Source organism: Lysinibacillus composti, from assembly GCF_016908465.1.
GTDB lineage: Bacteria > Bacillota > Bacilli > Bacillales_A > Planococcaceae > Ureibacillus > Ureibacillus composti_A.
The window spans coordinates 92,527-106,923 of record NZ_JAFBDY010000011.1 but is presented as its reverse complement, the minus strand read 5'-3'; the positions used below and the strand labels follow the sequence as shown (position 1 = coordinate 106,923).

The window sequence follows — 14,397 nt, the reverse complement described above, 5'->3', positions numbered from 1 at the left end:
GACGAGGGTACGAAATTTTTGTGAATACTTCATAAGGCACAGTAGGTAAACATAATTATAGGAAGTTGGTATTGATAATTCTAATTGGTGGAGTGGATACATTTTGAAAAAAGTCTATTTCTTTTTTATGAGTCTGTTTTTATTTTTATTATTTGCAACGCAGGTATCTGCAGAAGGAGATTTAATTTCAGATCAGACACATGTGTATTACGTCAATAGTTGGGATAGTAAAACTGGTATTTATAAAGAAAAACAGAATGGATCGGGAATTGAATTAATTCTCCCACTTACCGTGGATGGTGATCATCATCTTGAACTATTAAAAGTGAAGGACGGCTGGGTTTTTTATAGTTATAAAAATTATCTAAACAAAAACCATGGAATTTACAAAGTTCAAATCAACGGTAAAAATAATACGCTAATTCAAAATATAAATTATGATAGTTATCAAATGAAGATGGCAGGCAGTTGGATCTATTACTTGGAGAGCTCGAGTTCCAATGGATGTTCTTACAAGTTGAATCGCTTAAATTCTGTAAATTTAAACCAAGAACAACTTCACAATTGCATCAACATGCCAATCTTTGAAATTGCAGATGGATATATATATATGAATAATTTGGTAAAGGGAGAAATGGTATTTACAAGATTAAATCTTGATGGCACGAAAAAGCATCAATATACAAACTTTAAATTTGATGGTCCGAAATTCGCTGTAGTCGGTGATTGGATTTATTCCCGTAAAGAAGATGCCCCGAATAATGTGATTCGCGTCAATATGAAGCAAGGTAAACAACAAACTTTGACTTCACATACGGGACGCCCTAAATATAGTGCAGATGATATAAAAGTTTCTAATGGATACGTCTACTACACTATTTGGAATGATAAACTACAAAGCTTCGAATTATATCGTACGAAGTTGGATGGAACAGGGGATCAAAAAATCGGTCCAGCTTACAGAGATTTTTATATATCGAATAATAGAATATACTCATTTTCAAGTTTGAAGGAGCCACGTAAAATTTACGCCATTAATGGTTCGAAGGTGACTGTTGTGAATGCTAAAGGAAATTCTTCTACGGGAGCTGTTAATGTAGAAAAAATCAATCTCACTCCAAAATACGGAAATCAATTGTATCCTGGCTTTGGCAAGGGACTTAATTTTACCGCTAATTTCGTCCTTGGAAAGAATAAGCGTATTTATTTGCTGGAGGATAATGGTACTTTAAAGAAAATTGACGGTCGGTTGACGAACGTTCATCAATTTGCTGAGACGAGCGGATACGAACTGATTGTTTTAAAGTATGATGGAACGGTTTCGCAATGGGATGGTAATACAAAAAGTGAGAAAGGAGTATTAACTCCAGCAAAAGGTATAAAGACAAAGGTTGTTGATATATCTGGATATTCGACGAATAAAATTGGATTGCTTGCGAATGGAAATGTTGTATCCTTAGTCTTTCAACCTACGTCAAAATTGACTGAGAAAGATTTAGTTGTCCCAGGTCTGAAAGATATCGTACAAATTAGCGCTTCAGATGAATATTCGTTAGCCCTTAAGAAGGACGGAACAGTTTACGCATGGGGAAAAAATGAGTTTGGCCAGTTTGGCAATGGAAAGAAAAGTTACAATTACCAAGACCCTACAAAAATAAGTGGATTAAAAGATATTGTACAAATTCATGCTGATGAAACCTACGCACTTGCTTTAAAGAAAGATGGAACAGTTTGGGCATGGGGAGAAAATGAACTTGGTCAACTTGGCAAGGCAGGGTCAACAAAGCCAATTATGCTCAAAGGTCTGTCAAAAATTGTAAAACTTTCACCAGGAGAAACGAACTTCGCAATTGATAACAAAGGCGAAGTATGGGCATGGGGAGCCAACCATTATGGTCAACTGGGGAATGGTAAACCGAATTATATATGGAAGAGTGATGATGATCCAATGTTCAGATCGGTAGACACTTATTATTCAGCTTTACCAAATCCTACTCCAGTCAAGATAAAGGGAATTTCAAATGTTGAGGATATTGCTATTCGTTATCCGCATCAAGTAATCGCATTGACAAAAAACGGACAGATTTGGAAGTGGGGGAACCAAATTAATATTTCCCTCAGCTATGATGGTTATGTAGATGAAGCAAAAAATGAGCAGATGCTTAAACAGCTGAAGCTACAATTAACGCCAAAGTTAGTTACTACAGTGAAATAGGCTGAACTTTTGATATTAGTTCAATTCCGCTTAAAGATAACATTTTCACCACTTTGAGAAAGACTGCACGCCAATTGTTAAACGCATTCTAACAATTGGAGGTGCAGTTTTTCTATTTGAGACATACTGATTAATTCAAATAAAAAAGGCTACCCTAATTAGAAATGAAATTCATCTTTTGGAGATGTTCCGAAGACTATATATAACCATTTCTATAACATAAATGAAGGAGTTACTCGATGACAAACATACCACTTATTGTTGAAGGTGACTGGTTAGAAGCGCGTCTAAATGACAAAAACTTGCGCCTCATTGATGCTACAACCTTTTTAAAAATTCCAGAGGGTGAAGGTTACCCAGAGCTTTGGTCTGGTTTTGAAGCTTACCAAGAGGAGCATATTCCAGGGGCGGCTTACGCGGATTTATTAAAGGATTTCACAAACCCTGAAGGAAAAGCTCCATTTACGATTGCAACACGCGAGCAATTTTTAAAGGCAGTTGAACCGCTAGGGATAACTAAGGATACGTATGTAGTCATTTACGATCGCGGCCCGCTAGTCAATGTGGATATTTTAGCGTCTGACTGGTCAGCACGCTTGCGATGGCAGTTAAAATACGAAGGCTTTGACAATGTGGCAGTATTAGACGGTGGCTTTCGTAAATGGAAACTCGATGGACGCCCAACAGAGTCCGGTATTTCAACATATACTCCAGCCCCATTCCAAGGCAAGCGAAGCGAGCATTTAATTGTCACAAAAGAAGAAGTGAAAGCGGCACTTGGAAATGAAAACATAATTTTAATCAACAGTCTTTCAGAAGCAGATTTCCGCGGTGAGACGACAACTTATCCTCGCCCTGGTCATATCCCAGGCAGTAAGCATGCATTTTTCGGTTCTCACTCAAATCCCGAGACACGACTGCTTTACGATGATGAAACATTACGGGCAACATTTGAAAAACTGGGCGCTTTAGACCCGAATAAGAAGGTGATTACCTATTGCGGTGGTGGTATCGCTGCAACATGGAATGCTCTTTTATTAAACAAATTAGGACAAGAAAACGTTGCTGTTTACGACGGTTCGATGAATGAATGGGCAAGTGACGAAAGTTGCCCATTAGTAACGCTTGTTTAGCAAATATAAAAAGTAGCCAACAATAACTGTTAGCTACTTTTTTTCTTTAATGTGATTACGAACTAATCAGCTTTAGGAACTGATTCCGTTTTCCCTTGCCTGTTTTTCAAGAAGAACGCACCAACCACGACTACTAGCAATGCAATGAGAAGTCCTAATAGGATGCTTTTTGAGAATCCTACAACTAGGAAGCCAATAATTGACGAAATACTCGAAAGAATAGCATAAGGTAATTGAGTCATCATATGGTCAATTGGGTGGACAGAGCTTCCAATCGACGCCAGAATTGTTGTATCAGATAATGGAGAACTGTGCTCACCAAACACGGTTCCAGCTAAAACTGCGCCAATGATGGCAATTAAAAATGTCACATCAATGGCAGCTACAATTTCAGCTCCAATTGGAATCATAATCCCTGCAGTTCCCAGTGTACTTCCAATAGAGTAAGAGATAAATGCAGCAAATACAAAGAAAATCACCGGTAGGAAAGCGATGGACATATTTCCTTGGATTAAAGACGCTAAATATTGGCCAACACCCAATGATGAAATGACTTGGGCCGTAACAAGTGCTAAGAAAAGAATTGTTACACTTGGTAAAGTCGTTTTGACTCCAGAAATGATCGTCGTTGAAATGTGGTTTGTAGAAGTTTTACTTATAACGAGTCTGATTAAAATTAAAAGATTTGCAGTTGCCCCTCCATATAAAAGGGAAGTAATAATATCGGTATTTTTAAGAACTTCGATAGCTGAGCTAGAACCTTCTCCTGTGCCAATCGTGACAGCCGCAATGATTGTTACGACGATTAAAGTGGCAACAGGTAATAGAATATCCATCATCGTCCCATTTGTTCTTGTAGGAAGTGTTGATTCTTCAGCTCCAGGGATTTTGCCATGTTTCGTATCAAATAAAATCCCTTTTTCCGTAGCACGTTTTTCATCGCGCGTCATTTGTCCCACATTGATGCCAAAGATTGCAACAATGAACACTAAAACAATCGTAGTGATTGTATAAAAGTTTGCAGGAATCGCTATTAAAAATGCCTCGAGCGCTTGATATTCTGTAATATGAGTAGAATCTAATACACCGTCAATAATTGAAATAATGAATGCGGAGAGGGCTGAAACTGGTATAAGAAGTGCAATAGGAGCAGATGTGGAGTGAATTAAATAGGATAATTTAGAGTGGGAAACATTATATTTATCAGTAACTGATCGCATAACGGTTCCACGGAAAAGACAACTGAACGCATCATCAAACCAAGTGAATAAACCTAGTAAAAGAGCAGCAACTTGAGATTGGGCTCTTGTTTTGGCAACTTTAACTCCCCATACCGAGAAAGCGTTGATACCGCCAGAAAGGTATAAAAGGGAAGAGAATATACCAATTAAAATAACAAATATTAAAATCTTTCCATCACCCAGTAACACTTCTACGCCGATATTGATTACATTTGTCACACTGTCAAACACATTCCATTGATTATAAAGAAGTGCACCTAATAAAATGCCAATACCTAAGGATGTTAATAAACGTTTCGTAAGGATGATGAGTGCAATCGTAATAATAGGGGGGACAAGTGAAAAAATAGTACCTTCCATGAAAGACCTCCTCAATAAATTTTTTAGCTTATCATGTAAAAACATCATTACCTTGTAAGCGTTTACGTTCCATTGAGAAAAAAAGATCATTCGAGACTGAAGGTACTAGTAAGGTGTGTGCTGTTAAGAAAGGATATTTTACGAATGATCTATAAGATTTAAACAATAAATCTATTGAAAGTCTAAAATATTATGCAAGTCGGTTCACTAAGCGGCCTACTCCTTCAACTTCACATACGATTTCATCGCCTGCTTTTAACCAGACTTTGTCTTCTCGACCTAAGATGACCCCCTCTGGAGTACCTGTAAAGAGAACATCCCCTGGCTCTAACGTCATAATCTTTGATAAATCGCTAATCATCTCTGCTATTGGGAAAATCATATGTTTTGTATTTGAACTTTGGCGTAAATCTTCATTTACCCAGCATTTTATATTTAAATCTTGAGGATCAGTGATTTCATCTGCCGTTACAAGATAAGGTCCAATTGGGGCAAACTTATCAATGGCTTTCCCATACATCCACTGAAGACCGCGGAATTGTAATTCGCGAGCCGATAAATCATTTCCAACAGAATAGCCAAATACATAATCAAGTGCATCTTCTTCAGAAACATTTTTTGCTTGTTTCCCAATAACAGCAACTAGTTCTACCTCGTAATCTATTTGTTTTGATATAGAAGGAGGAACAATTGCCTCATTATGAGCTGCTAAACTGCTTTGATATTTAGGGAAATAAATAGGAAACTCCGGAACATTAATATTCGATTCAGCGACATGAGCAAGATAATTTGCTCCAGCGCAAATAATTTTTCCTGGCTTTTGTATAGCAGGAGCGTAAGTAATCTCTGCTTCATCGATAAACTCTTTCGATTGTGATAGAACTTGCTGAATTTGATTGATCGCTGTTTCACCTGTTGCAATGACTTCTTCAATTGTACTAGGTGCATTAAGTCCAACCTTTTCTGCAATTGCACGTACATCAACAATTCCTTTATCTGTCACAACACCTAATTTAACTCCGTCTGCTGATTGAAAAGAAACAAATTTCAACGAAAAAACACCATCCTCTGATCTAATTTGTTTGATATTGTAAAATAAAGTTCAATAATATAATACATAAGGTAAAGTTCATGAAGTATATCATTATATAGTTATAAATTATTATTTAGAACATAATATTTGGACAATTGTAGTTACAATTAGAACGAGGGATTGGCTGAGAGATTTGTTGATTGAATAATAGAAAAGAGACAGTTCATTTCGGTTGAACTGTCTCTTTTGCGTAAGGGCGTTCTGCGAAGAGCATTAGTTTATCGAAGCTAGAGTCAGGTAATGAAATATTAAGCTGCTCTAAATAATGGATCAAGATGGGGATATAAGATTTAACTACCTTATTCATATACTTATCTTTACGATAAATTAAAGCGGTTTTCCGATTCAGGCCATTGTGTATAATCGGACGTGCACAAAGATTGTCATGGCGATTTAGTTCATAAAGAGACTCTGCAACAATTGTCCCGCCGATCGTCTCTTTGACAAACTTAAAAATGGTATCAATGCTCGCCGTTTCAAAAATAGGGTTTAGAGTTAAATGCTCTTGTTTTGCAGTAAGGTTCAAAATGTTCCTACATTTATGGATGCTTGGGAATAAAATCAATGGAGTTTCACTTACATCATGTAGCGATAATTCATGCTTTGTCATCAGTGGATGCTCTTTTGAGGAAACAAAAACAAATTTCTCTGTATAAAGTGGGATTTTAAGAAACGGTTCATCGTCAGTTAGTGTTACATCATCCACATAAGAAAAGGCATAGTCTATTTTATTATCCTTCAATAACGTATACACATCGTCGGAACTCGTGACGGACACTTGAACAAGCGGATATTCTTTTGCGTATTGTAGTAAACTATCAGATACAAGGTTCGTTAGTTCCCCAGGTAAAGCCCCAATTTTTATAGAACCACGCTGAACCATTTCTAATTCATTGATTTGTAGTTTTGTATTTTCAATTGTATTAAAAATATTTACGCACTGTTCGTATAATATTTCACCAGCTTCCGTTAAAGTAATCTTTTTACCGATGCGATCAAACAGTAGTGCGCCAACTTCATTTTCAAGTACTTTTATTTGTTGACTTAATGTGGGTTGTGAAATATGTAGTTTTTCTGAAGCTCGTGTAAAGTGTAACTCGTTACACAACGTCAAAAAATATTGTAATTGTCGAAATTCCAATTTGAACTCCCCAATTCTATATGATCTTACGTACATTATACTATATCGTTATTGTGAGAATTCGAGATTTATTATTAGTGTGCTAACCATAAGAACTTACTACAACAAGTTAATTCTAATAAAGAATCTAATTAAGTGGCTGGTGAGAGCGGACTAAGCACACAAGCCGAAAAGCCACGTTGAAACGTGTCTTTTCGACTTGTCTTTGTGCTTTGTGTAAGTCCGCTCACATAGAATATGTCCTTCTAAACGTTCCGGAAACTTTGCGCGGCTTACAGTGGTAGGCCGCGGTTTCTGGATTATGGCTAACACTTCTTGCTCTCAAATATAAAGTTTCAGAATCCCTTTATAGTAGTTAATGGCTCTTCTTAAATATTCTACTATGTCCAGTCTCGCAGTCCCGAAGTCCCGAAGCTTTTATTTATTTGATAGTTATTAAATAGCGTTCACCCAAAATTTCCTTCGCTTCATACTGATTTGGTAAGAGCTCTTTTTCTAAAAAGCTGCTCACATCTGTTTGTTTAAGGTCATACATGACTTCAATTTCTTTTGAAAATAGGAGTTTTTCTTTTTTAAGCAATTGAGAAAAGGAAGGTTGTTGTTTTGGTTGTAGTTCATCCACATTTAGAACCTGCTTTAATCCATCAACGTATTTCTCAAATGGACGGCTTCCAACGAGTTTAACTCCTTTATTTTCCTTATTGATGATAACAATCGTTGGAAAACCTCTTACTCCAAGGCTTCTTACAAGAGAGAAGTCTTCATCTAATAATTGTTGTCCGATTCCTTGTTCTGCTTCACGTACAATGGCTTCTCCATCAAGTCCAAGATGGTTGACGATTTCAACCATAACAGATGGAGCTGAAATATTTTGATTGAATGCAAAAAGTGCTTCTCTTGAACGACGTAAATATTCATAAGCTAATGCATCCGTATGATTTTTTTGAATTACTTTAAATACACGAGAAGGTGGGTAGGATGACTGAACGGGGTTAAAGGTCATAAGAGACCCATCAATCGGCATACGAGAATATTTTCCAACTTCTCTCCAATGTCCCGCAACATCAGCAGGTCCAAAAATTCCGTTTCCAGGATCGACAGGACCGTCACCCCATTTTTCCAACAACCCACCCATTACTGGATGGAAGTTAAAATAGTGTCCATATTGTTCTTTAAAACGCCGAAGTACAGGTTCAATGGCCCAACAATGAGAGCAAATTGGATCCGTTACATAATATACTTCAATCGTTTTTTGAGGTTGATTAAAATCAATCATTTCCATTTCTTCCTTACCTGCTACTCCACAAACACCTGTATCTAAATCACAAATCATAGTTTGGTTGTTTGTCATTTTATTTACCTCGCTTCTACTTTATTTCGTATCGTTTTTAATGCAGTCGACCATGCTACCACATCATCTAGCACTTTGTTTAATGAATCTTCATGGAAAGACGCTGGACTAAATTCGCGCATATCCTGGAAGTCCGTAAACAAACTCATGGCAACACTTGGGCCAACTACTGCTACTTTTGGAACACTTAAAATCAAACGTAAGTCGTTTGTTGCTGTAACCCCTAATGTAGAACCATAGCTTACAATACCAGCTGCCTTGTTATTCCACTCAACATATAAATAATCAATTGCATCTTTTAAGCCAGAAGTAATTGCTTTGTTGTATTCCGGTGTTACAAAGATGAACCCGTCAAGTTCGTTTATTTTCTTAGACCAGACATGTGCTTCGGGTGTTGTGTAATCTTTGGACATAATCGCAGGGATGGGCTCATTGAATCTTGGTAAATTGTAATCTTTAATATCGACTAGTTCGTAATCTGCATCTCCACGTTTGTCAGCCATTGATTTTACCCATTCTGCAACTTGACTATTTACTCGAGAATCACGAGTACTACCAGTAAGAATACCGATTTTAACCATTTTCAAATCCTCCTATTATGTTGCTTCATTTTTAATGAGGCCTTATTTATTTGCCTTATATTGGTATCATAGTTAATAATCAAAGAGAGCAAAACCAATAGTTCACTGAATCTGTTGGATATCCAACACATTGATGAAATTGTTTAAAAAGTAGGAGGGACAAGAAAATGACTCAATCAAAGACGGACCCCCGTGTGTTACGTACTCGCAAATTAATCATGGATTCTTTCATTGAACTTTCAGCTAAAAAGGAATTTAAGGATATTACTATAAAAGATATTACGACAGAGGCCATGATCAATCGGGCAACCTTTTATTATCACTTCGAAGATATTTATGACTTATTAGAAAAAGCATTGTCGGAAGTATTGTTAGTTAATTTAAACTTTGATGTCTACCAAAATAATGAGTTAAATGAAGAAGCATTTATTAGTATTTTCATAGCGATAACCAATTTCCAAAAGGGATTATCAACTCGTTGTCACAGAGGATACGAGGATACGATTGCTCGAATCATTAGGGAGCAGCTCGAAATCATTTTCTACAAAATGTTGGTAAAACAAAATACAACTAAAGATGATGAAGCACTTAAAACGGTTGCAGTTATATTAAGCTGGGGAATTTACGGAGCATCTATAGAATGGCGAAGAAATGGAATGACAGTCCCACCAGAAGAATTTATTAAACCGGCTATTCCTTATTTAATGAATGGAATCCATTCCTGAAACTAACGACAAGCACGATATATTTTTAAATTTAAGCATTCAAAAACCATATTGGTCACGAATGCTTTTTATTTTTCAGAAATAGTTTGGAGTATTTTATCAATATAATAATTATGCAGAGTTAAGTAACTTTATAAATTTCTGAAAATTAGTACTAGTGATAATTATAATTATAGTTTATAATTTAGGTCATAACCAAAAATAGACCTAATTCGAGAATTAATAGGTTACAAAGAGGAGGGAAATCAAATTTGCTAACGGTTCAATTAAAAAGCGTCATCGAAAAAATTGAGGATGAAGTGATTTCTTGGAGACGATATTTGCATCAATTCCCTGAATTATCTTACCAAGAGGAAAAAACATCTCAATTTATTTATGACACTCTTCACACATTTGGAAACTTGGAAATTTCACGTCCTACTAAAACAAGTGTAATGGCTCGGTTAATTGGGTCTAAGCCAGGGAAAGTGATTGCACTCCGCGCGGACATTGATGCACTACCGATTCAAGAGGAGAACACGCTTGCCTATGTCTCTCAAAATCCTGGTGTTATGCATGCATGTGGCCATGATGGACATACAGCTATTTTGTTAGGAGCTGCAAAAATCCTTTCTTCTATTAAAGAACAAATTAGTGGGGAAGTTCGCTTTCTTTTTCAGCATGCAGAAGAACTTCCTCCAGGTGGCGCAGTTGAAATGGTTCGAGCAGGCGTAATGGATGGAGTTGAAGCCATCATCGGCGCTCATGTTTGGACACCTTTAGAAGTAGGAAAAGTGGGGGTTAGACCTGGCCCAGTCATGGCATCACCCGATACATTTTCTATTACGATTACTGGTCAGGGAGGCCATGCTGGATTACCACATCAAACGGTCGACTCCATTTCTATAGGAGCGCAAGTGGTTACGAACTTACAACACATTGTCTCTCGTAATTTAGATCCACTGGACAATACGGTGCTTTCAATTACGAAATTCTCTGGTGGAACAGCTTTAAATGTTATTTCAGGAACAGTTGAGATTGCTGGTACAGTTCGTCTTTTCGACGCAGAACAACGCTTAACGATTACTCGTTTAATGGAACGAATTATTAAAGGGATTACAGAGGCGCATGGAGCTACTTATAGTTTTAAATATAATGCTGGGGTTGACCCTGTTGTGAACGATGAGAAATTGGTTTCGGTCATTCAAGATACGGTTTGTGAATTATTGGGAGAAAATGCATTAGCTCCGATTAAGCCGAATCTGGGCGCGGAAGACTTTTCAGGATTTTTGAAAAAGGCACCTGGCGTCTACTTCTTTATAGGAACAGGGAACGCCGCCAAAGAAACGGACTACCCACATCATCATCCTCGTTTTAACATCGATGAAGATTCCTTAACAAAAGGCGTGAAAATGTTTGTCTATAGCACGTTAAAACTATTACATGAAGACAGTGAAAACAGCATTGGTCTTTTAACTAAGGTAGAAGAATTAACTTAAAAAATAGTGTCATATATTAAAGGGGGATAGAATTGGATGGGTTCTAGAATAGTTGAAACGGAACAGGTAGTAGTGAAGAAGAGAAAAAAGTGGGAAATGCCAGATACATATGTCATGCTTTTTCTAGTTTTATTAGTGGCAGTTGTTGCAACTTATGTTACTCCAGCTGGTATGTTTGAACGTGAGGTTGTCGATGGAGTAGAACGAGTCGTTCCTAATACTTATAGCAGTGTTGAAAGTAATCCAGCCGGCATCATGGACATTTTCTTAGCGCTTCAATCAGGGATGGTTCAATCGGGTAGTTTAATTTTCCTTGTTCTTTTTGCTGGTGGGGCATTTGAGGTTATTGAACGAACTGGAGCAATCAGAGGTGGAATGCTATCCGTTATCAATAAAACAAAAGGAAAAGAGCTTTTACTAATTGTCATTGTTTCTATTTTGTTCTCTTTAGGGGGAGCGGTAGGCGCAGTTGCAAACTCAGTTATTCCTTTTGTTGCAATTGGTATGATTATTGCAAGGGCACTTCGTCTTGATGCTCTTATTGCAGTAGCGATTACGTTTGGAGCTACATTCGCAGGATTTAACGTAGGATTCTTGAACCCTTATACAGTAGGGGTTGCACAATCAATTGCAGGACTTCCGTTATTTTCTGGAATGGGATTCCGTATCATCGCATTTATTGCCATCGTAGGGGTTACGATTATCTATACTTGCCGTTATGCAAAAAAAGTAATGGCCGATCCATCGAAAAGTTTAATTGGCATTTTGGATGATGCAGAGGATTCAAAAGAAAGTCTAGATTCAGCATTTACCTTACGCCATAAAATACTATTGAGTTTTGTGGGGTTAGCATTACTATTCTTCGTCTATGCAACCGTTCAATTTAAATGGGGCATTGATCATATGGCGGCATTTTTTATTGTTATTGGACTTGTTTCTGGGGTTATAGCAGGAATGCATTACAATAAAATCGCGGTGGTCTTTTTGGAAGGATGTCAAAAACTTGTTTATGGTGCGTTAATTATTGGTGTAGCGAGAGCTGTACTAATTGTTATGGAAGATGCAAGAATTTTGGATACATTTGTCAATGCACTTGCCGTACCATTAGAAAGCTTATCACCTGTATTTGCTGCACTGGGTATGTTTGTGGCAAATGGTGTTCTAAACTTCCTTGTTCCTTCAGGAAGTGGACAAGCAATGATTGCTATGCCAATTTTATCACCGTTAGCAGATATGATTGGGGTTACACGCCAAGTTGCGGTACAAGCATTCCAATTTGGTGATGGATTTACGAACAGTATTTTCCCAACATCTGGTACACTTATGGCCAGTCTAGCTGTTGCCGGGGTGTCTTGGGTTAAATGGGCAAAGTGGATGCTTCCATTATTAGTTATGTGGTGTATCATTTCTGTAGCCATGCTTGTTACAGGTGTACTGATCGGCTGGGGTCCTTTCTAAGAAGGTAAGTGGTTTAGTCACGTACAATGCTCATAGAAGAAGGGGCTATCCTAAAACGGGATAGTCCTTTTTATATTCTGGGTTAATAGAAACCTAGTGCCAATAACTAAGCTATCAATTAAAATAGAAAATATGAATGAAATCTATAATCATCGACAAAATAACAAGTAAACTAACTATTGTCACGGTGGAGTTTATCTTGAGAGAGAGGGACCCTGATGTTGAACAAAATTCGCTTAGGTCTATTTGGTGCAGAGGATTCGATAGAAATCATGAAATCGGTCATCGTAAATTTCCCTGAATTTACTATTGTTCCCGTTTCTTATTGGCAGGACGATGAAATCATAGAGAAACTGTTAGCCCATGAAGAAAAAGTAGATATGTGGTTATTTTCTGGACCAATTCCTTATAAGTTCGCAAAAAGGGGGTCTGGGATCACAAAATCTATGTTTTATGTTCCTTATTCTGGGTCTAGCCTTTATAAGACTTTATTGCAAATTAGCTATCATCAACAAATCCCTTTTAATCAAATAAGTTATGATACTTTTCGACCTGATGAATTAAGACAAGTTGCAGTAGAGTTAGAAGTTTCTCTTGAACCATTGTATGTAAATTGCTATGAGGGTGAAATCCATACAGATGAGGTGGTACGATATCATTATGAGCTTTGGAAAAAGGGACAAACGAAGGCAGCTGTTACTTGCTTAAAAAACGCTCAACACGAATTGCTAAATTTAGGCGTACCCGCTTTTCGAGTTTTACCTTCTCAATCTGCTATTATTTCGACATTATCGCTTATTCGTCAAACACAAGAAACAATCCACTTTAAGGATTCTCAAATTGCCGTCCAGATGATTGAATTTGATTCGTTTCTTAGCTTAACGAAGGATTCTTTTTCGACCGATGAAATACATAGAGTAGAAATCAAAATGACTGAAAAATTGTTAGAGTATGCTAAAGAAATAAATGGATCTTTAAAATATGCTGGACCTGGACGTTATGTCATATTTACGACTCGCGGGATTTTACAGGAGGCGACAAAAGGGTTTACTCAAGTTCCGGATCCTGGGAAGAGAGAGTTAACTGCCAATGATGCGGTGACCTCTGGAATTGGAATAGGACAAACTGTTTATGAAGCAGAAATCAACTCAGGCACTGCCTTGTTACATGCTAAAGAACACGGGAATGGGTCAATGATGGTTGTCTTTGATGATAAAACAATCAGTGGCCCATTAGGACAGCCTGAGCAAATTACGTATGATTTTTCTTCAGAACATCTGCAGTCAATTAGTGAAAAGACGGCACTGAGTGTCACTACATTAAGTAAGTTGGAATCGATTTTAAGAAAGTTAGGGAAAAAAGAAATCAATGCTCACGAGCTTGCTCAGCAAATGAAAATTATGCCAAGAAGTGCTCGTCGCATCTTAACAGAGTTAGAAGGAAACGGGCTTGCGCAAGTAGTAGCTGAGGAAACAATACACCCAAGAGGAAGACCTAGAAAAGTCTATCAAATCGAGCTTAAGTAGACGTAGTGGGAGATTGTTATATTTCTATTTGTATTTTTTACCTGAATTTTTGATTAGGATTTATTATAGGTAAATCGCAATTAAATTGGAAAGAA

Annotated in this window: 11 protein-coding genes; 6 read left to right on the top strand and 5 right to left on the bottom strand. The window is 37.2% G+C overall.

Annotation, left to right across the window (positions count from 1 at the left end):
- Positions 1–127 precede the first annotated feature (127 nt).
- Positions 128–2,215, top strand: coding sequence for a DUF5050 domain-containing protein (locus tag JOD29_RS12680; RefSeq protein WP_205101680.1), 2,088 nt, complete (start codon positions 128–130; stop codon positions 2,213–2,215).
- Between the two features lie 239 nt (positions 2,216–2,454).
- Entirely contained in the window at positions 2,455–3,348 is an 894-nt protein-coding gene (locus JOD29_RS12675; protein ID WP_124765389.1) for a sulfurtransferase, read from the top strand.
- Between the two features lie 62 nt (positions 3,349–3,410).
- On the opposite strand, the gene JOD29_RS12670 is transcribed toward JOD29_RS12675, so the two are convergent.
- The 5 genes from JOD29_RS12670 to JOD29_RS12650 form a co-directional block, all read right to left on the bottom strand.
- Positions 3,411–4,949, bottom strand: coding sequence for a Na+/H+ antiporter NhaC family protein (locus JOD29_RS12670; RefSeq protein WP_158610572.1), 1,539 nt, complete (start codon positions 4,947–4,949; stop codon positions 3,411–3,413).
- 190 nt (positions 4,950–5,139) lie between these two features.
- Positions 5,140–6,000 (bottom strand): fumarylacetoacetate hydrolase family protein, encoded by an 861-nt coding sequence (locus JOD29_RS12665; RefSeq protein ID WP_124765393.1) that lies wholly within the window; start codon positions 5,998–6,000, stop codon positions 5,140–5,142.
- Between the two features lie 205 nt (positions 6,001–6,205).
- Positions 6,206–7,183: a LysR family transcriptional regulator gene (locus JOD29_RS12660; protein WP_124765395.1), complete on the bottom strand. Its 978-nt coding sequence runs from the start codon at positions 7,181–7,183 to the stop codon at positions 6,206–6,208.
- Positions 7,184–7,604: 421 nt separating this feature from the next.
- Positions 7,605–8,534 (bottom strand): DsbA family protein, encoded by a 930-nt coding sequence (locus JOD29_RS12655; RefSeq protein ID WP_124765397.1) that lies wholly within the window; start codon positions 8,532–8,534, stop codon positions 7,605–7,607.
- Positions 8,535–8,539: 5 nt separating this feature from the next.
- Positions 8,540–9,115: an NADPH-dependent FMN reductase gene (locus tag JOD29_RS12650; protein ID WP_124765399.1), complete on the bottom strand. Its 576-nt coding sequence runs from the start codon at positions 9,113–9,115 to the stop codon at positions 8,540–8,542.
- A gap of 167 nt (positions 9,116–9,282) precedes the next feature.
- On the opposite strand from JOD29_RS12650, the gene JOD29_RS12645 reads away from it, so the two are divergent.
- The 4 genes from JOD29_RS12645 to JOD29_RS12630 all read left to right on the top strand — a co-directional run bounded on the left by JOD29_RS12645 (position 9,283) and on the right by JOD29_RS12630 (position 14,302).
- Positions 9,283–9,840, top strand: a complete 558-nt coding sequence (locus JOD29_RS12645) for a TetR/AcrR family transcriptional regulator (RefSeq protein WP_124765401.1) — start codon at positions 9,283–9,285, stop codon at positions 9,838–9,840.
- 251 nt (positions 9,841–10,091) lie between these two features.
- The gene (locus JOD29_RS12640; protein WP_124765403.1) at positions 10,092–11,318 is read left to right on the top strand and encodes an amidohydrolase; all 1,227 of its coding nucleotides are present in this window, start codon (positions 10,092–10,094) and stop codon (positions 11,316–11,318) included.
- Between the two features lie 36 nt (positions 11,319–11,354).
- Entirely contained in the window at positions 11,355–12,776 is a 1,422-nt protein-coding gene (locus tag JOD29_RS12635) for a YfcC family protein (protein ID WP_239585702.1), read from the top strand.
- Between the two features lie 218 nt (positions 12,777–12,994).
- A complete protein-coding gene (locus tag JOD29_RS12630; protein WP_124765405.1) occupies positions 12,995–14,302 on the top strand; it encodes a helix-turn-helix domain-containing protein in 1,308 nt (435 codons plus the stop codon).
- Positions 14,303–14,397 lie beyond the last annotated feature (95 nt).

Bases quoted from the DNA above. Each gene is read 5' to 3' on its own strand.
- JOD29_RS12680 (WP_205101680.1), top strand. From the start codon at position 128: ATGAGTCTGTTTTTATTTTTATTATTTGCAACGCAGGTATCTGCAGAA.
- JOD29_RS12675 (WP_124765389.1), top strand. From the start codon at position 2,455: ATGACAAACATACCACTTATTGTTGAAGGTGACTGGTTAGAAGCGCGT.
- JOD29_RS12670 (WP_158610572.1), bottom strand. From the start codon at position 4,949: ATGGAAGGTACTATTTTTTCACTTGTCCCCCCTATTATTACGATTGCA.
- JOD29_RS12655 (WP_124765397.1), bottom strand. From the start codon at position 8,534: ATGACAAACAACCAAACTATGATTTGTGATTTAGATACAGGTGTTTGT.
- JOD29_RS12650 (WP_124765399.1), bottom strand. From the start codon at position 9,115: ATGGTTAAAATCGGTATTCTTACTGGTAGTACTCGTGATTCTCGAGTA.
- JOD29_RS12645 (WP_124765401.1), top strand. From the start codon at position 9,283: ATGACTCAATCAAAGACGGACCCCCGTGTGTTACGTACTCGCAAATTA.
- JOD29_RS12635 (WP_239585702.1), top strand. From the start codon at position 11,355: ATGGGTTCTAGAATAGTTGAAACGGAACAGGTAGTAGTGAAGAAGAGA.
- JOD29_RS12630 (WP_124765405.1), top strand. From the start codon at position 12,995: ATGTTGAACAAAATTCGCTTAGGTCTATTTGGTGCAGAGGATTCGATA.